At 69.9% G+C, this 16,838-nt stretch carries 18 protein-coding genes; 2 read left to right on the top strand and 16 right to left on the bottom strand.

Annotated features, from left to right (window positions below; all coding sequences use genetic code 11):
• Positions 1–7 precede the first annotated feature (7 nt).
• The 12 genes from QMK34_RS29730 to QMK34_RS29785 form a co-directional block, all read right to left on the bottom strand.
• Positions 8–607: a GTP-binding protein gene (locus QMK34_RS29730; RefSeq protein WP_326417817.1), complete on the bottom strand. Its 600-nt coding sequence runs from the start codon at positions 605–607 to the stop codon at positions 8–10.
• Positions 585–938: a DUF742 domain-containing protein gene (locus QMK34_RS29735; RefSeq protein ID WP_326417818.1), complete on the bottom strand. Its 354-nt coding sequence runs from the start codon at positions 936–938 to the stop codon at positions 585–587. The genes QMK34_RS29730 and QMK34_RS29735 overlap by 23 nt, the downstream gene beginning before the upstream one ends.
• A 21-nt stretch (positions 939–959) precedes the next feature.
• Positions 960–1,394, bottom strand: a complete 435-nt coding sequence (locus QMK34_RS29740; protein ID WP_326417819.1) for a roadblock/LC7 domain-containing protein — start codon at positions 1,392–1,394, stop codon at positions 960–962.
• Entirely contained in the window at positions 1,391–4,234 is a 2,844-nt protein-coding gene (locus tag QMK34_RS29745) for a sensor histidine kinase (protein WP_326417820.1), read from the bottom strand. The genes QMK34_RS29740 and QMK34_RS29745 overlap by 4 nt, the downstream gene beginning before the upstream one ends.
• Before the next feature lie 39 nt (positions 4,235–4,273).
• A complete protein-coding gene (locus QMK34_RS29750; protein ID WP_326417821.1) occupies positions 4,274–5,062 on the bottom strand; it encodes an ABC transporter ATP-binding protein in 789 nt (262 codons plus the stop codon).
• Complete coding sequence (locus QMK34_RS29755; protein WP_326417822.1) at positions 5,059–6,024, bottom strand: ABC transporter permease; 966 nt, start codon at positions 6,022–6,024, stop codon at positions 5,059–5,061. The genes QMK34_RS29750 and QMK34_RS29755 overlap by 4 nt, the downstream gene beginning before the upstream one ends.
• Positions 6,021–7,031 carry an ABC transporter substrate-binding protein gene (locus tag QMK34_RS29760; RefSeq protein WP_326417823.1) on the bottom strand — a complete coding sequence of 337 codons (1,011 nt, stop codon included), beginning with the start codon at positions 7,029–7,031 and terminating at the stop codon, positions 6,021–6,023. Before QMK34_RS29760 ends, QMK34_RS29755 begins: the two co-directional genes overlap by 4 nt.
• Positions 7,032–7,465: 434 nt before the next feature.
• The gene (locus tag QMK34_RS29765) at positions 7,466–9,508 is read right to left on the bottom strand and encodes a 5-oxoprolinase/urea amidolyase family protein (RefSeq protein ID WP_326417824.1); all 2,043 of its coding nucleotides are present in this window, start codon (positions 9,506–9,508) and stop codon (positions 7,466–7,468) included.
• Positions 9,505–10,158, bottom strand: coding sequence for a DUF1989 domain-containing protein (locus tag QMK34_RS29770; protein ID WP_326417825.1), 654 nt, complete (start codon positions 10,156–10,158; stop codon positions 9,505–9,507). The genes QMK34_RS29765 and QMK34_RS29770 overlap by 4 nt, the downstream gene beginning before the upstream one ends.
• A complete protein-coding gene (locus tag QMK34_RS29775) occupies positions 10,155–10,865 on the bottom strand; it encodes an urea amidolyase associated protein UAAP1 (RefSeq protein ID WP_326417826.1) in 711 nt (236 codons plus the stop codon). The genes QMK34_RS29770 and QMK34_RS29775 overlap by 4 nt, the downstream gene beginning before the upstream one ends.
• Before the next feature lie 88 nt (positions 10,866–10,953).
• Entirely contained in the window at positions 10,954–11,577 is a 624-nt protein-coding gene (upp, locus tag QMK34_RS29780) for a uracil phosphoribosyltransferase (RefSeq protein ID WP_326417827.1), read from the bottom strand.
• A 5-nt stretch (positions 11,578–11,582) separates the two neighbouring features.
• Positions 11,583–11,783 carry a hypothetical protein gene (locus QMK34_RS29785; protein ID WP_326417829.1) on the bottom strand — a complete coding sequence of 67 codons (201 nt, stop codon included), beginning with the start codon at positions 11,781–11,783 and terminating at the stop codon, positions 11,583–11,585.
• 142 nt (positions 11,784–11,925) lie between these two features.
• On the opposite strand from QMK34_RS29785, the gene QMK34_RS29790 reads away from it, so the two are divergent.
• On the top strand, positions 11,926–12,795 hold the full coding sequence (locus tag QMK34_RS29790) for a helix-turn-helix domain-containing protein (RefSeq protein WP_326417830.1): 870 nt from the start codon (positions 11,926–11,928) through the stop codon (positions 12,793–12,795).
• A complete protein-coding gene (locus tag QMK34_RS29795; RefSeq protein WP_326417831.1) occupies positions 12,792–13,043 on the top strand; it encodes a DUF397 domain-containing protein in 252 nt (83 codons plus the stop codon). The genes QMK34_RS29790 and QMK34_RS29795 overlap by 4 nt, the downstream gene beginning before the upstream one ends.
• Here the strand turns inward: QMK34_RS29795 and QMK34_RS29800 are convergent.
• The 4 genes from QMK34_RS29800 to QMK34_RS29815 form a co-directional block, all read right to left on the bottom strand.
• Positions 13,022–14,488 (bottom strand): SDR family NAD(P)-dependent oxidoreductase, encoded by a 1,467-nt coding sequence (locus tag QMK34_RS29800; protein WP_326417832.1) that lies wholly within the window; start codon positions 14,486–14,488, stop codon positions 13,022–13,024. The genes QMK34_RS29795 and QMK34_RS29800 overlap by 22 nt on opposite strands.
• 60 nt (positions 14,489–14,548) lie before the next feature.
• On the bottom strand, positions 14,549–14,725 hold the full coding sequence (locus QMK34_RS29805; RefSeq protein ID WP_326417833.1) for a hypothetical protein: 177 nt from the start codon (positions 14,723–14,725) through the stop codon (positions 14,549–14,551).
• 152 nt (positions 14,726–14,877) lie between these two features.
• Complete coding sequence (locus QMK34_RS29810; protein WP_326417834.1) at positions 14,878–16,038, bottom strand: HNH endonuclease; 1,161 nt, start codon at positions 16,036–16,038, stop codon at positions 14,878–14,880.
• Positions 16,039–16,285: 247 nt separating this feature from the next.
• Complete coding sequence (locus QMK34_RS29815) at positions 16,286–16,732, bottom strand: protein-tyrosine phosphatase family protein (protein WP_326417835.1); 447 nt, start codon at positions 16,730–16,732, stop codon at positions 16,286–16,288.
• Between the last annotated feature and the right edge of the window lie 106 nt (positions 16,733–16,838).

Genomic DNA, 16,838 nt, shown 5'->3' on the forward strand with positions numbered 1-16,838 from the left:
TTCCGGGTCAGGCTGTCGAGGCACGGGCTCGCTGGAACGTGTGGTGCAGGACCGTGAGCAGGGCGTCGCGCACCGAAAGCTTGTGCCGCGCGTCGAAGGTGATCAGCGGGACGTCGTCGCCGATCGCCAGCGCCCAGCGGATGTCCTCCAGCTCGTGCCCGAGCGTCCCGTCGAAGGTGTTCACCCCGACCACGAACGGCAGCCCGGCGTTCTCGAAGTAGTCGACGGCCGGGTAGCAGTCGTCCATCCGCCGGGTGTCCACGATGACCAGCGCGCCGAGCGCGCCGATCACCAGGTCCCGCCACATGAAGCCGAACCGGTCCTGCCCCGGCGTGCCGAACAGGTACAGCTTGACGTCCTCGTCGATGGTGATGCAGCCGAAGTCCAGCGCGACGGTGGTGGTGGTCTTCGTCGGCACGTGCCCGGTGCGGTCGATGCCCGCGGCCACCGACGTGATGGCCGCCTCGGTGGTCAACGGCTTGATCTCCGAGATGGCGCCCACGGTCGTCGTCTTGCCGACCCCGAAACCGCCGGCGATGACGATCTTCACCGGGGCCGGTGGCCGGGCCCCCGGCTGCCTGGGTTCAGCGTATGGTTTCGAGTCCACGGATGACCCTTTCGATCATGTCCAGATCATGGGAGTTGTGGTTCCCCGGGCGACGGACGACGACGTAGCCGAGCGCCACGAGATCCGCCACCAGCACCCGCGCGACACCGATGTGCAGGCCGAGCATCGCCGCGATCTCGGCCACCGACATGGTGTTCCGGCACAGGGAAACGATTTGCAGCCGTTCGTAGCTGAGTTTCGAGTACGACGCCGCGCCGAGCCTGCTGGTCAGTACCTGCGCTTCGATCTCCAGGGTCTGGTCGATCGGCTGCGCACGACCGGCGGTCAGCAGATACGGCCGCAGCAAAGAGATGTCCGGTTCCTCGGTCATCGCCGTACTCCTTTCGGTGGGCTACATCCCGACGGTGTTCTTGAGCTCCTCGATCAACCCGGGGGTGAGCACCTCGGTGGCCCGGTTGGCGAACATGGCCATCTCGTAGGCGATCGTGCCGAGGCTGGCCTGCTTGTTGGCCAGCACGCCGAGCGAACAGCCGACGCTGATCGTACAGACGAGCAGATAACCCCGTTCCAGCTCGATGATCACCTTGTCCGGTGCGCCGAGTGACTGGCTGTCGGAGACGCCGTGGGCGAGTCCGAGCATCGCCGACGAGATCGCCGCGAGCCGGTCCGCGTTGGACCGTTCCATCGACGACGACATCGCGATCAGCAGGCCGTCTGCCGAAACCGCGATCGCGGCCATGGCGCCGGCGGTGTGCTGGGCGAACCTGCTCACCAGCCAGTTGAAGTCCTGCGCTTTGACGCTGACTGCGGATGCGGGGGTGCTCATTGCCTGCTCTCTTCTCCTCGATCGATGTCACGCCCGGCGATCATGTCCGGTGAATCCGCCGTCGCCGCGCCCGCCTTGGCCAGGCCGCTGGTGAACGCGTCGAAGGCCGCCCGTTCCGACGCCGGGTCCCGCCGGTGGCGGGGGGCCTCGCTCCGCGCGGGTGGCCTGCCCGCCGACTCCTTGCGCAGGCCGGGGGCGAGCTGCGCGCCAGGGACCCGCCGGACCATCCCGTCGCGGGAAAGCGGCTGGGCCGCCACCGGTGCCTCCACCGGCGGTGCCGCCTGCCGGGGCGCTTCGGTCCGGGGCACCTCGGTTCGGGGCGCTTCAGTTCGGGGCGCTTCAGTTCTGGGCACCTCGGTTCGGGACGCTTCGGTCCGGGGCACCTCGACCTCGGGCGCCTCGGCTCTCGGCGGCACAGCCGCGTTTTCGAAAGCCGACTGGAAGCCGTCCAGCGCGTCCCGCAGCGCCGCCGGGTCCTGCCGTGGCCGGGCGGCGGGCAGGGAGTGCACCCCCAGCGTGGCGAGCGCGGGCTCGTAGGTGGGGGCGGCGGGCAAGGGAGCCGCGGCGGCGGTGCCGGGCAGCTGTGCGCCCCTGACCCGCCGCCGGAGTCCGCCACGGTCACCCGCGACTTCCGTGGCGACGACCGAGACGGCCGGGGCCGCGTACGGCACATAAGGATCGGCGGGCGTCACGTCCGGCTCGGTGTCCGGCCAGACCGGATCGGGCTGGGCATGCTGCCCAGGCTGCCCGGCTTTGCCCGGCTGGCGGAACCACCGGAAATTGGGGCCCCGCGGCACATCGATCAGGGCCGGGATGGCGGGCATCGGCAGTCCGGCGGGCTCCGGGGAGACACCGGACGGGCGGGCGGCGGCCGGTTCGACGGCCGTCGCCTGGGCGGGGATCTCCGGCTCGTGCCCGCTGGACTCCGCCGGCTGGTGGCTGAACAACCCGGCCGGGATGGTGAGCCGCGCGGTCACGCCGCCGGTGCGCGGGGTGGCGAGCAGTTCGACGTCCAGCGAGTGCCGCCGCGCGAGCCTGCCGACCACGAAGAGCCCGAGCACACTGGTCGGCGCGACCTCGAGCCGCTCGCGCTCGACGAGCCGCCGGTTCTCCTCGGCCAGCCGGGTGTCGTTCATCCCGATGCCGTGGTCGACGATGCTGACCAGGCAACCGCCCTCGGCCAGGAACATCGTGTCGACCTCGACGCCGGCGCCGGGCGGGGAGAACGAGGTCGCGTTCTCCATCAGTTCGGCAAACACCAGCACCAGGTCGGCGCCGAGCGAGGACGAGAGCACGATGTCGCCGATCACGCCGAGCCGGACCCGTTGGTAGTCCTCGATCTCCGCGAGCGCCGAGCGCAGCGCGGTGGACAGCTCGATCGGCCCGGAGATCCGCGCTTCGTCGCGGGTGCCGGAAACGACCAGCAGGTTGTCCGCGTTGCGCCGCAGGCGGGTGGAGAGGTGGTCGAGCCGGTACAGGCTGGCCAGCAGCCGGGTGTCCTGCTCGTTGCGTTCGAGTTCGTCGACCAGCGCGAGCTGGCGGCCGACGAGGTTCTGCGTGCGCTTCGCGACGTTGGCGAACATCAGGCTGACGTTGCGCCGGGTGACGGCTTGGCGTTCCACCAGCTCGGACGCGGTCGACTGGACGCGGTTGAACGCGGTCGCCAGGCTGCCAAGCTCGTCGCTGGAGGACACCTCGATGGTGGCGAGCCTGGCCACCTGCTCCTCGACCGCCTCGGTGTCGGTGACGCGGACCAGTTCGGTGCCCGCGAGGTCGGCGACGGAGGTGGCCGCGGCGGTCAGCCGCCGCAGCGGTTCCACGATCGACCGGCTGACCGCGATGGCGAGGAACAGCACCAGCGCGAACATCAGCGCGGCGCCGGCGCCGACCGTCCAGGCCAGCTGGGTGGCGCCACTCGCCCGGCTCGACGCGGCTTCGGTGATCTGGCCGGTGACCTCGCCCTGGACGAGTCGACGCTGCCCTGCCTGCGAATCCGCGGTGGCCAGCACCTCGGCGACGAACGCCGTCGCCTGCGCCGAACCAGGGCGCAGTGCCGGCACCTGGGCGGCGAGCTCGTCGATCTTGCGGGCGGCGTCGCCCTGGTCGACCCTGACCACGCGCGCGGCCTGGTCGGGGTCGGCCTGCTGGACGAACCGCTCGGTGAAGATCGGCGCCGTCTGCGTCGCGTCGGCGAGCGCGGACTGACCGGCCTCCGGCGACACGGCGGCGACGATCAAGGCCATGCCGCGCAACGAGTTCTCCTCGTTCGCGCGCAACAGCGCTTCCAGCGCGGTGAGCTGGCGGGTGCCCTCGGCGTCACTGGTCGTCTGCGGCACCAGCCGCAGCGCGTCGATCACCGCGCCGATGACGGCGTGGTAGGTCCTGGCGACACCGTCCAGCGAAACGCCACGGGTCAACGCGTTCAGCCGCAGCTCCTGCAGCGAACCGGTCCGCACCAGCGCCGCGGCCAGCTCGTCCGGCGCGTCCGGGCCCAGCGAGGCGCGCACCTCGCTGACCGCGTTGTCGACCGCACGCCGCTGGGTCACCATGTCGGTGTCGGCCTTCGACGGCGTCGCGACGAACGCGCCGGTGAGCAGGCGCTCCCGCTGCAGTTGCGTGACCAGCTCGCCGAGTTTCTGGGCCTGCCGCGCGACTTCCGCCGTTTGCCCGGCCGAAGTCGCGCTGGTCACCTGGGTCAGCACGAACGGCACCGACACCAGCACCACCGCGATCAGCGGCGGCAGCAGGAGCAGGTTCAGCTTCCCGCGGATGCCGAGCCGGGCGAGGACGCGATTGCGCCGGCCCGGCTTGCGCTCCGGCGGTTTCCTGCCGTGCCTCATCCCCGCTGCCTTCCCGTTCGTCCTTCGCTTGCCCGGCACTCACTCGACCCCGGCGAGCCGGTCCAGATGGCCGCGATGCTGCTCGCGGACCAGGTCCTCGATCCTCGCCCGCAGCGCCAGGAACTCCGGCTCCCGTTTCACCGGCAGCCCCCGGCCCGGCGGCAGCGCCACGTCGACGTCCGCGGCGATCCGGCCGGGGTCGCTGGCGAGCACCACCACCCTCGCGCCGAGGAACACCGCTTCCTCGACGTCGTGGGTCACCATCAGCACCGTGGTGCCGGTGTCCGCCCAGATCTGGCGGATCAGCACCTGCATGTCCTCTTTGGTCTGCACGTCGAGCGCGCCGAACGGCTCGTCGAGCAGCAGCACGGCGGGCTCACCGGCCAGCGCGCGGGCGATCGCCACCCGCTGCCGCTGGCCGCCGGAAAGCTGCCGTGGCAACGAATGCCGGACATCGGCGAGCCCGGTCTCCTTCAGGTACCACTCGACACGGGCGGCCCGCTCGGCGGCGCCCAGCCCCAGCAGTTCGAGTCCGAACGCGACATTGCGCTCGACCGTCCGCCACGGGAAGAGCGCCCCGGCTTGGAAGACCAGCCCGCGGTCCGGCCCCGGCCCGCTCACCGGCGCGCCGTCCAGCAGGACCTCGCCCTCGGTCGGCAGGAGCAGCCCCGCGACGAGCGAGAGCAGCGTCGACTTGCCGGAACCGCTCGCGCCGACGACGCAGACGAAGTCGCCGCGCGCGATGTCGAGGTCGACGCCGTCGAGCGCGCGCGTGGTCTTGTCCCGCACGGTGTAGTCCTTGGCCACGCCCCGAAGCCGCAGCGTCATGCCGCCCACCTCCCGACCTTGGTCCGCAACAGCCGCAGCAGGACGTCGATCAGCAGCCCGACCAGGCCGATCACGATGAGCACCGCGAAGATCTTGTCCGTCTGCAGGAACCGCTGAAGCCGGATGATCCGGTAGCCGAGCCCGGACTCGGCGGCGACCAGTTCGGCCACCACGACGAAGCCCCAGGCGGCGGCCATGTTGACGCGGACGGCGTCGATCATGCCGGGCAGCGAGTGCGGGACCACGATCTTGCGCAGCACCTCGCCCCGGCGCGCGCCGAGGGTGTACGAGGCGTCGATGAGCAACCGCGGCACCCCGCGCACGACGTCGGCGGTCATCAGCGTGTTGAAGAAGACCGAGCCGATGAACAGCAGGGCGATCTTCGACTCCTCGCCGATCCCGAGCCAGATGATCAGCAGCGGGACCAGCGCGGGCACCGGGAGGTAGCGCACCAGCCCGATCACCGGCTCGAACAACGCCTGTCCCGCGGCGAACGTGCCCATCACGATGCCGAGCGGCACCGAGACGAGTACGGCGAGCCCGAACCCGTACAGCACCCGCCCGGTGGTCGCGCCCAGATCGCTGAACAGCTCACCGGACGACGCCATCCCCAGCCCGGCGTCGAGCACCGAGCCCGGCGACGGCAGGAAGGTCGGGTCCACCACGGCACTCGCGCTCAGCGCCGCCCAGGCGACGAACGGGATCACGAACGACAGCACCATCAGCGTCCACCGCGCACGCGTCGAGATCGGGGTGCGGATGGACACCAGCGCCGGGGCGGGCTTCAGCCCTGTCCGGCGGGGAAGCGGCTTCCAGGCCGCCCGCCCCGACGGAGCCGTTTCCTTGCCTCGCCGCGCTTCCTGGGCATCGGCGAGGCGACGCTCGGCCTCCAGCTCCTCTGCCGCGCGCTCGTCGACCGGGCTGGTGGTGCCCGCCCGGGTGGTCCGCTGGTCACCGGTCACTGCGGTACGGCCTTGACGAACCGGTCGTCGAAGAGCCCGTCGATCGACGGGCGCTGCTGCGCCAGCCCGGTGTTCACGATGAAGTCGATGATCTTGTTCGCCGAGAAGTCCAGGTGCGCCGAAGTGACACCGGGGGTGAACGCGTCGATGTTCTGCTGGCGGGTGAAGATCGTGGTGCCCGAGTCGTAGGTCTTGTAGTCCGCCGGGGTCACGTCACCGCGCTTGGCCATGATCTCGATGGCCTTGTCCTTGTTGTCCTTGATCCACTTGAGCGTGTCGAACCAGGTGTTCACCAGCGCCTGGACGTCCTTCGGCCGGTCCTTGGTCAGCTTGGCCGAGGTCGTCAGGTGGTCGGGGATGGCGCCGGGGAACTCCGCCGAGGTCGAGACCGCCTTGCTGCCCGGCCGCTCCAGCGCCTTCGAGGTGAACGGCGCGAAGGCGGCGACGGCGTCCACCTTGCCCGCCACGAACGCGGCCGCGGCGGCGTCGGTCGGCAGGTTGGTGAGGTGGATGTCCTTCTCGGTCAGGTGGGCTTCCTGGAGCGCGAGCAGCAGCAGGTAGTGGTCGACCAGGCCCTGCTCGACCGCGACCGTCTTGCCCTTCAGGTCGGAGACGCTGGTGATTCCCTCCCGCGCGATGATCTTGTCGTTGCCGGTCGAGTTGTCGTTCACCAGCACGACCGAGAGCTTCGCGCCACCGCTGAGCGAACCCAGCGTGTCGTTGAGCGTCTGGCTGTTCGCGTCGATCGCGCCGCTGGACAGCGCGTTGATGCTGTCGGTGTAGTTGCCGAACCACTTCAGCTCGACGTCGACGCCGTTCTTGGCGAACAGGCCCTCCTCCTGGGCGACCTGCCAGGGGAACCAGCCCGGCCACGCACTGAAACCGAGGGTGATCTTGCCGCCGGACGCGGACGAGCTGTCGGAGCAGCCCGCCAGTGCGGTGACGCCGGTGAGCGTCAGCACACACAGCAGGGCGGTCAGCAAGCGGGAAGGGGGACGGGAAGTCACAACGCGCTCCAGGGGAAGCTGAGAAGGAGTTCCACCGAGGCGTGCTTACCCGGCGGAGACAAATCACCGGATGGCAAGAGGAGGGCGATGTCACCGGCACCGCGCACGGTCATCACTGCTCGCCCCCAGCCACCTGCAAGGATCATCGGAAGGAGATTTACCGAAGGGGTCACCCCACACCGTGTGAACCTGACAACCTGTGCGGATACCGGGCCACTCGTTGCCTCCCCGCGAGAGCCTAGCGACTAGCACAAGACCTCTACAACGCCCTCTCTAATACGCTCGGAGGAGTGACGATCGGTTAGACCGGTCAGCGGTACACGCGTTACTCCAAGATCGTTGGCCATGACCGGTCTCGTGGCACGAGCCGACCGCGGTGTTCACGAAATTGTCACCGACCAGTAGCCTCGGCGGCGGCCGATCCCCGCTTTTCGTCAGGTCTCCCACCTCAGCCGCTCCGCGACGAATGCGGCCTGCCTGCGCTCCCGGAACTCGGCTATCTCGGCGCGGTGCTGGGCTTCCAGATCGTCCACTTCGGACAGGCTGAACTTCGCCGCCCTGGTTTCCAAGGCCGATCGGCCCGCCTTTACGTCAGCACGCAGATCGGCGAGCTCGGCCGCGTCGACCGGCCGGAACCGCAGCCGGTCGAAGTGACGCAGCAGCCATGGCGGCTCCGCCGACCCCGGCACGTGCCGCCACACCGGCACGGTCCGCCCGACGAGCTGGTAGCCGCCGGGACCCTCCATTCCGTACACGCACAGGTAGACCCCGCCGATGCCGACCGCGTTCTGCGGCGTCCAGGTGCGCGCCGGGTCGTACTTGGTCGTCACCAGCCGGTGGCGCGGGTCGATCGGCAGCGCGACCGGGGCGCCGAGGTAGACGTCACCGAGCCCGACGACCAGGTACGTCGCCTCCCGCACGATCCGGAAAACGTCCGCGCGCTCCGGCAGGTCGTTGATCCGCCGGATGAACTCCACGTTGTCCGGGCACCACGGCGCGTCCGGGCGCACCGAACGCGCGTACCGCGCCATCGCCTCGTGCGCGGCCGGGTGGTCGAACGCGATCGGTAGCGTCACCTCGCGCACGTCCAGGGTGACCGCCGCCGGGTCCGGCACGGACTCGGCGAGTTCCGCCAGCAACCCGGCCAGCGTGCTCAGCGGCAGCAGCTCCTCGTCGACCTGCACCAGCAGCGACCGGACGCCTTCGACGATCTCCCGGACCCCGGCGGTCCCGGACCCGCGCAGCGCTTCGGCCAGCAGGTGGATCCACAGCCGCACGTGCAGGTCGAGCACCGCGGGCCCGGCCTCGGCCAGCAGGTGGTGATCACCGGCCCGGCGCAACGCCAGCGCGGGGCGATACCCGGTCGCCGGGAGTTCCGCGAGGGTGCCGTGCCCGTCCGGCGACACCGGCACTGGCACTGGCACTGGCACTGGCACGAGTACCGGCGCACGCTCGCCGTCGAGCGTGCGCTCGAACTCGGCGGCCACCGCGGCACGCGGGTCGGCCAGCAGCGCGGCCCGCGCGGCGTTGAGCGCGCCCGCTTCCGCCGGGCTCACCAGCTCCAGGCGCATCCGGTCGCCGGGGCGCGCCTGCGCGAGTTTCCACCGGTCCGCGCGGACGACGGTGAACGGCACCACGAACCCGCCGAGGCTCGGCCCGTCCGGCCCGACGATCACCGGGGTGTCCCCGGCCAGCATGATGCCGCCGACCGGGTAAGCGCTGTCATGGATGTTGGACGGGTGCAGCCCGGCCTCACCGCCGTCCACCCTCGCCCATCGGGGCGCGGGCCCGGTCAGCCGCACGCCGGTGCGATCGGCGCGGTGGTCGACGGTCCAGGCCGCGGCCAGCAGCTCCCCGACCCCGGCCTCGGTCAGGTGCTCGGGCGCGCCGTGCGGCCCGGCCAGCACCCGCACCGTCCACTCGGGTCCCAGCGGCGGCAGCAACGGGGCGACGTCGAGGGGCGCGGCCAGGTTCTCCGCCCGCCCGACCGGCAGCTCGTCACCCTCGGCCAGCGCGCGGCCGCCGAGGCCGCCGAACCCGCCGAGCAGGAACGTGGCCCGGCTGCCGAACACCTCCGGCACCCGGACGCCCCCGCCGACCGCGAGGTACGCGCGCATCCCGGGGCCCGCGCACGGACCTATGTCCACTGTGGACCCGGCGGCGACCGTCGTCACCACGCCGAGGCGCAACGGCCGCCCGTCGAGCGTGGCGGCGCTCGCCGCGCCGGTCAGGCAAACGGTGGTGCGCCGGGCGAACCGCAGCACCGGCCCGGTCATCACCGCTTCGAGCCCGGCCGCGCCCGGCGGGTTGCCGACCGCGAGGTTGGCCAGCGCGAAGGACAGGTCGTCCCAGGCGCCCGACGGCGGCACCCCGACGTCCCACATCCCGCCACGCCCGGCCAGATCCTGCACGGTGGTCTGCATTCCCGGTCTCAGCACGCTGACGGTGCCAGCCAGCAGCGCGGTGCCCGAGGTCATACCGGCCACCAGCCCAGCAGCCGGATCGGCGTGGGATTCCAGCCGTTGCAAGGGTTGTTGAGCTGCGGGCAGACGCTGATCAGCACGACGATGTCCCGCTCGGCGCGGACCTCGACATGCTTGCCCGGCGCCGAAAGCCCGTCGGCGAAGGTCAGGTCGCCCTCCGCGGTCAGCGGCACGTTCATGAAGAAGTTGATGTTGTGCCCGAGCCGCCGGGCGTCGATGCCCGCCCGCGCGCCGTAGCGCAGGAAGGTCTCGCGGCAGGCGTGCTGGTGCCGCGTGTGCTCGCCGTACCGCACCACGTTGGACTCCTGCGCGCACGCCCCGGCCACGGTGTCGTGCCGTCCGCAGGTGTCGGCGGTGACGGTGGCCAGCACGTCGAGGTTCACCGAAAGCAACTGCGAGCCGGTCCCCAAGTACGCGGCGCCCTGTGCACGGACCGTGTCCATCGGGCTGTACCGGTTGTCCAGGTCCGCGGCGTCGAAGAACAACGTGTCCACGGCCTGGTTGCCGTGCAGGTCGACGATGCGCAGCGAACCACCGGCGGGCACCGTGCCGACGAACCCGTCGCCGTCGGCGACCGTCACGTCCAGTGCCGCGCTGGCCGGGTCGAGTACCCCGGCCACGAGGGGCGAAGTCGTCTCGCTCATGCGAGCACCTCCCGCGCGGCCTGCAGCGCCCGCGCGCTCTCCGGCCGGAAAGTCCACGATGAGTCGTCCGGGCCGGGCGCCTCGGCCGGGCCGACCTCGGCGCGCACCCCCTGCGGCGCCCAGCGGGTGTCCAGCGGATGTGGCGCGGTCGAGAGCACGACCAGCACGTCCAGTTCGGCTCGCAGCGTCACCCAGTCACCCGTCTTCGCGTACTCCGGAACGAAGGTCAGCGAACCCACCTGGTCGGTGGAAGTGGCTACCTTGGCGAAAAAGTTGACGCACCCGTGCAGATCCGCCGCGCCCCGGCCGTGCTTGCGCAGCTCGCTGAGCAGCCCGGACCGCGCGGAGTGCCGCCAGCCGTTGCGGTCGCTGGAGTAGCTCGACGGGCCGAACCGCGCGACCTGCGCGTCGACCGAATGGCCGCACAGGCAGTCGTGCCAGTCCAGCGACGAGCCCGTGACCGAGCACAGCGCCGCGCCGAGGTCCGACATCAGCACCATCGGCGGGTGCACGCGGGCACTCATCTGTGCCTTGAGCGTGTCCGGGATGTTCAGCCGGTCCACCGGGTGGCGGTCGGCGAAGATCAGCGTCGAACAGTTCGCACCGTCCCCCAGCGCGGTCAGCCGCAGCTCCCGGCCCGCCCGCACCCGCACGGACCAGGCGCCGCCGCCGGGCACCTCGTGGTTCACCACTGGAGTTTCCGTCATTCCGCACCGTCCGGGGTCGCCTTCAGCAGCAGCATGCCCCAGACCCTAGCGAAGATCGTCAGCGGAAACGGTGGTGATTTCGACCGGTTCAGACGGCGCCGTACTGCCGGTCACCCGCGTCGCCGAGACCGGGCACGATGAACCCGGAATCGTTGAGCCGCTCGTCGATACTCGCGGTGACGATCCGCACCGGCAGCCCGGTCTTCTCCAGGTGCGCGATGCCCTCGGGCGCGGCCAGCGCGCAGATCGCCGTCACGTCGGTGGCGCCGCGATCGGTCAGCAGCCGGATCGTGTACTCCATCGAGCCGCCGGTCGCGAGCATCGGGTCGAGCACCAGCACCGGCCGGTCGGCGAGCGACTCGGGCAGCGATTCGAGGTACGGCGTCGGCTTGAGCGTCGCCTCGTCGCGCGCGAGCCCGACGAAGCCCATCTGCGCGTCCGGGATCAGCCGGTGCGCCTCGTCGGCCATGCCGAGCCCGGCCCGCAGGACCGGCACCAGCAGCGGCGGACTGGCCAGCCGGTAACCCTCGGTGCGCGCGACCGGCGTGTGGATCCGCTCGGTGCGCACGGGCGCCGCACGCATGGCTTCGTACACGAGCATGACGGTCAACTCGTGCAGCGCGGCGCGGAAGGCGGCGCTGTCCGTGCGCGCGTCACGCATGGTGGAGAGCCGGGCCTTGGCCAGCGGATGATCAACGACGTGCACGTCCATACCGCCTAACCTAACCCGTAGACCTCCTGGGCGTCGCGGCTGACCTCGTAGAAGTTGACCGCCTCGAAGAAGTGCCCGACGACCGGGCCCAGCTTCTCCCCCGGCCAGTCCGGCACGGCGAAATCGCCGCGGTCCCCGGTGGGTGAAATATCCACCGTCATGGTCCAGTTCGCATAGGTTCCGCTGACGGTCCAGCTCTGCTTCATCCGTTTTCTCCTTCGGTACCAAGGAATCATCGCGTCAGCGTCGGGGGCTGCCATGCGGTCACGCAAACCTTCCTTCAGGTGAGCGCCCTTTCCTGACCACCTGGCACGACCGGAGGGTGTGCGCAGGTGAAAGGGGAGCGCAATGGTGAAGCGCAAAGGGATCTCGGTCCGCCAGCGACGGGTGTCGGCGGACCTGCGATCCTGGCGGCTCGCGAGGGGCATGAGCTGCAAGGACGTCGCAGAGGCCCTGGACTGCTCGGAGACGAAGATCAGCCGCATGGAGACCGGCGAACGCGGCCTCTACGCGGACGACGTCGCGGCGGTGCTGGGTTTCCTGCGGGTCCCGGCCGTGCACCGGCACGAGTTGCTGGGGCTGCTCCGGGCGGGCGAGGAGAAAAACTGGCACGAGATCCACGGCAAACTCCCGACGAACTGGAAGGAGCTCATACGGTTCGAGAAGGAAGCCGTGGCCATCCGCAACTACGAGCCGATGCTTATTCCTGGGCTGGCCCAGATCCCCGAGTACTCCCGCGCAATCATGCGAGGCGCGAACCCGAAGCTTTCTGAAATGGACGTAGAGTCACTGGTCACCGTGCGCATGACGCGACAGGTGATCCTCGGCAGGCGAACTGCTCCGAACGTGCATCTCATGCTCGACGAGAGCGTGTTGCGCCGCCCAGTGTGCGATCCACGCATCATGGAAGACCAACTTCGGCGGCTACTGGCAGTAGGCAAACGCTCGAATGTTGTCGTCCAGATCGTGCCGTTCACAGCTGCTGCGAACCCCGGACTGGAAGGACCGTTTGTAATCCTCGACTTCGCTGCCGAACCACCTGTCGCGTACATGGACAGCCGAGGTACGAGCAGTTTTCTTGAGGAAGAGGCCCACATTGATCGTGTTAGGGTCGCTTGGCTGGGTATTCGTGCCATTGCACTGTCACCCGACGAATCGGCCCGGCTGATTGCCGACGTGCTCGGCGACCTGACGACACGCGAGGAGCGCGAACCATGATCGCCCACGACTTCTCCCAAGCCGCTTGGCGCAAGAGCAGTTACAGCAGCAGCGACGCGAACTGCGTCGAGGTAGGCGCCTGGCGCAAGAGCAGTCACAGCTCCGACGACGCGAACTGTGTGGAGATCGCGCTCACCGCACCCGTCGTCGGCGTCCGCGACACCAAGGACCGCGACGGGGGCACCCTGGCGTGGTCCGGCCCCGCGTGGTCGGCTTTCGTGGAGTCCTACCAGTCGGCGGGCGCGTAGTCCTTCATGAAGCGCCCGTGGATGTCCTCGCCCAGCTCGCCGCGGACGATGGGGTCGTACACGCGCGCCGCGCCGTCGACCAGGTCGAGCGGCGCGTGGAAACCCTCGTCCGCCAGCCGCATCTTGGTCGGGTGCGGGCGCTCGTCGGTGATCCAGCCGGTGTCGACGCTGGTCATCAGGATGCCGTCGGTCTCCAGCATCTCCTGCGCGCTGGTGCGGGTCAGCATGTTCAGCGCGGCCTTCGCCATGTTCGTGTGCGGGTGGCCGGGGCCCTTGTAGCCGCGGCCGAACTGGCCCTCCATCGCCGACACGTTGACGATGTACTTCCGCCGCGCCTTCGACGCGACCATCGCCGGACGCAGCCTGCTGACCAGGATGAACGGCGCGGTCATGTTGCACAGCTGCACTTCCAGCAGCTCGGTCGCGTCGACCTCCTCGACGCGCTGGACCCAGCTGTTCGACGAGTGCAGGTCGGGCACGAGGCCACCGGCGTCGATGGCGGTCTCGGCGGTGATCCGCTCCAGCGTCGCCGAACCGGCCGTGAGCGCCAGCGCGGTGAGCTCGCTCGCCTGGTGCGGCAGCTGGTGCTCGGACAGCGAACTGGTCAACGCCGCCGGATGCGCGTCGCTGATGTGGTCGAAGGTGATCATCTCCGGCAGCGGCCCGGCGGGCAGCGGCGCCGACTCGGCCTCGGCAAGCAGCGCGTAGGAGCCGGGTGAGCGCCGGACGGTCTGGGCGGCGTTGTTGATCAGGATGTCGAGGTGGCCCTGCGCGCTCACGGTGTCCGCGAGGCCGACGACCTGCGCCGGGTCGCGCAGGTCGATCCCGATGATGCGCAGCCTGTCCAGCCACTCCGCGCTGTCCGGCATCGAGGCGAACCGGCGGATCGCGTCGTTCGGGAAGCGGGTGGTGATCGTCGTGTGCGCGCCGTCCCGCAGCAGCCGCAGCGCGATGTACATGCCGATCTTCGCCCGGCCGCCGGTGAGCAGCGCCCGTTTGCCGGTGAGGTCGGTCCTGGCGTCGCGGCGCGCGTGGTTGAGCTTCGCGCAGTCGGGGCAGAGCTGGTGGTAGAAGGCGTCGACCAGGTGGTACCGCTGCTTGCAGATGTAGCAGGCGCGGGACTGGATCAACGTCCCCGCGGTGGCGCCTTCGGCATTCGAAACGAGCGGGATGCCCTGGGTCTCGTCGTCGATCCGCTGCGGGGAGCCCGTCGCGGTGGCGGCCGTCACCGCCCTGTCGGCCGCGAGGACGGACTCACGCTTCTCGACGCGCCTTCGCTGCTTCACGGACTTGAAGATCCTGGCCGTCGCCCGGCGGACCTGGACGGCGTACGGATGCTCGACGGGCAGCTTGTCGACCTGGGCCAGCACCCGGAGGCAGACCTCCATGTCCGCCGCGTCGACTTCGACGAGCTCCTCGACCTGGGGTCCTTCACACGCCGTCATGCCACTGCCATTCCATCGCCGATGCCTACGTTGCTACCCCACCACTGTAAATGCCCCAGCTCAGGCGGCCGGGGCTGGCTTCCCGTCCGGGTGCCCCGAAGAACGCGGCGAGGTCGCGGCCCGGGACGCCGGGGCAACGTACTGTTCGGTGTCGCCGAGGGAATCGTGGTGCTCGGCGACCCGCACGCGCTCGAACGTCTGCGCGCCGACCTCCTGCCGCAACGCGAACAGCACCATCGCGCCACCCTGCGCCCAGCTTGGCGGGATCGGGCCGGGCGATCGGGCCCGTTGCCTGGCCACAGCGCGGCGCCGGTACCGGGGTGGCGGCGGCGACTCCCGGCGGCGAACACGGCCGCACAGCGGAGTTTCGTGTTGGCTGGCAGGCGTGTTCAAAAGGGCGGCGGCTCCGTCCGGGGTTCGTGGAGCACCGGAGGTGGGCTTACGTGGACCCCGCCGGAGGGCGTGGTGATCGTCAACGTGCCGTCCGGGGTCATGTCATAGGTCCAGCCGGGTTCTTCCTTGACGAGGTTATGACTCCGGCATTCGCCGGTGAGGTTGGTGTCTGCGGTTTCTCCGCCCGCGGCGCGGGAGATCGCGTGGTCGAGGTCGCAGAAGTGCGACGGGCGGTGGCAGCCATTGGTGCGGCACTCTCGATCACGGACCCGGATGAACGCGGCGAGGTTTGCCGGAGGCCGGTATTTGTCACGGCCGACGCTCAACAGTTGCCCGGTATCGGGATCAGTGATCAACCGATTCCAGGTCGAGCCGGTTGAGGTGGCGATGTCGCGGGCCAGCCACGCGGGAATCGCACCATACCCGGCCAGCTCAGCGGGATCTTCCTTCACCCCGGCAAGGGTCAGCAGATCCACGTAGACATGGATATCGGCCTTCACCGAGGAGTCACCGTCGCGATCGGACAAGAGCCGGTCAGCGAACACGTCGGCGCGCAACTGGTCGAGGGTGCGGGTCTTGTCGATCCGGCGCAACGCGCGGGCGGCGCGATCCACAGAAGTGTAGACAGCACTGGCCTTCTCCACCGGCAGATCCGCGGTGAGCGTGGCCATCGTGTGGTCCTGGTGGGTCAATGCGATGTGTCGTTCCCGTCTTCGAGCCCGCGATCTTTCCCGGTACCCCTCAGGATCGAGCTGCTGGATCACCCGGTTCACCGCGGCGCGAATCGAGCTGGGGTCTTTACCTGCCAGGCGAGTGGCCATGATCTCGTCGACGCGCCGAGCGAGATCGTCGGACAGGATCGAGGTCGGATCCACCACTTTGGACGCTTTGTAGAGGTCAATGTCCCCGCGTCGCAGAGCGGCGAAGGCGCCTGGCAACCGGGTGGTCAGCGCGATGGCCTGGGAGATCTCGGCTCCGGCTTGATAGAGAGAGATGGACAGCTCGAGGGCGAGGTCGGCGGTGACGGATCGCCGGGATCCGTCACCGGCCGCGGCGAGGGCGATGGAGGTGACCTTGTCGGCTTGCAGTCGTGAGATCGCGGCCTGGATCTCACCGGCGGCGGCGACGTGATTGACACGAGGAGATGTGTGGGTCATATCCCTATTTTACCCGAACAAATGTTCGAATCGCCACTAGTCAGGCAAGAACCGCGACCTTTTTTTCCAGCACTGGTGCTGTGTCCTTGAACGTTGGCCGGGTTGGAGACACTGGATCAGCCCTTCACCCCCTGAAGCCTGCGCACACTCGCCGCCTACCCGACCCCCAACCACGGCATCACCTTCCAACGGACCAAAACCTGACCAGCCAGCGCCAGAACCAAAAGCCCGGCCGGAGACGCCCTCCTCAGCGGGACCGCCGCGCGAACCAGGCGACCCAGCGGCGTTGCCACGGGGTCTCGACGGCTCGCTCGTGGTGGTGTTCCCGTGTCCAGGCAATGGCTTCGTCGGCGGTGAGCCCGGACAGCGTCGCCAGGCAGGAAAGCACGGTGCCGGTCCGGCCGACTCCGCCGTAGCAGGCGACTTCGACGTCGTGGCCGTCCCGCGCCCGCGCGTGCAGCGCCACGATGTCGCGGTGCGCGCCCGCCCAGTCCAGCGGGAGCAGGAAGTCGGGCCAGCGGACCCACCCGTGCTCCCAGGCGAGGTCGCCGTCGTACTTCCGGCGCAGCTTCGCGCCGCCCAGGTACAGCCCGAATTCCGGGTTGGGGCCGCCCGGAGCGGGCCGACCGAGGCCTCGGCCCCGCAGCGAGACCCCGTCCGGCAGCTCGAGCGCGCCCACCAGCGATGACTTCATCACGACATCATCACAAAACCAGGCCGTCGTGTCCGCCGAACGATGGACCACGAGGGACCGCCGCAGGGCTAGGCTCGCCAGAGTGAGCGAAGAGCCAACCCTCCCC

The sequence above is a fragment of the Amycolatopsis sp. H20-H5 genome (assembly GCF_035828755.1).
Lineage (GTDB): Bacteria > Actinomycetota > Actinomycetes > Mycobacteriales > Pseudonocardiaceae > Amycolatopsis.

Excerpts from the sequence above, each read along its gene's own strand:
- QMK34_RS29800 (WP_326417832.1), bottom strand. The coding sequence starts at position 14,488 with ATGACGGCGTGTGAAGGACCCCAGGTCGAGGAGCTCGTCGAAGTCGAC.
- QMK34_RS29740 (WP_326417819.1), bottom strand. The coding sequence starts at position 1,394 with ATGAGCACCCCCGCATCCGCAGTCAGCGTCAAAGCGCAGGACTTCAAC.
- QMK34_RS29790 (WP_326417830.1), top strand. The coding sequence starts at position 11,926 with ATGGTGAAGCGCAAAGGGATCTCGGTCCGCCAGCGACGGGTGTCGGCG.
- QMK34_RS29765 (WP_326417824.1), bottom strand. The coding sequence starts at position 9,508 with ATGACCTCGGGCACCGCGCTGCTGGCTGGCACCGTCAGCGTGCTGAGA.
- QMK34_RS29770 (WP_326417825.1), bottom strand. The coding sequence starts at position 10,158 with ATGAGCGAGACGACTTCGCCCCTCGTGGCCGGGGTACTCGACCCGGCC.
- QMK34_RS29805 (WP_326417833.1), bottom strand. The coding sequence starts at position 14,725 with ATGGTGCTGTTCGCGTTGCGGCAGGAGGTCGGCGCGCAGACGTTCGAG.
- QMK34_RS29745 (WP_326417820.1), bottom strand. The coding sequence starts at position 4,234 with ATGAGGCACGGCAGGAAACCGCCGGAGCGCAAGCCGGGCCGGCGCAAT.
- QMK34_RS29775 (WP_326417826.1), bottom strand. The coding sequence starts at position 10,865 with ATGACGGAAACTCCAGTGGTGAACCACGAGGTGCCCGGCGGCGGCGCC.
- QMK34_RS29750 (WP_326417821.1), bottom strand. The coding sequence starts at position 5,062 with ATGACGCTGCGGCTTCGGGGCGTGGCCAAGGACTACACCGTGCGGGAC.
- QMK34_RS29795 (WP_326417831.1), top strand. The coding sequence starts at position 12,792 with ATGATCGCCCACGACTTCTCCCAAGCCGCTTGGCGCAAGAGCAGTTAC.
- QMK34_RS29815 (WP_326417835.1), bottom strand. The coding sequence starts at position 16,732 with ATGAAGTCATCGCTGGTGGGCGCGCTCGAGCTGCCGGACGGGGTCTCG.
- upp (WP_326417827.1), bottom strand. The coding sequence starts at position 11,577 with ATGGACGTGCACGTCGTTGATCATCCGCTGGCCAAGGCCCGGCTCTCC.
- QMK34_RS29785 (WP_326417829.1), bottom strand. The coding sequence starts at position 11,783 with ATGAAGCAGAGCTGGACCGTCAGCGGAACCTATGCGAACTGGACCATG.
- QMK34_RS29810 (WP_326417834.1), bottom strand. The coding sequence starts at position 16,038 with ATGACCCACACATCTCCTCGTGTCAATCACGTCGCCGCCGCCGGTGAG.
- QMK34_RS29735 (WP_326417818.1), bottom strand. The coding sequence starts at position 938 with ATGACCGAGGAACCGGACATCTCTTTGCTGCGGCCGTATCTGCTGACC.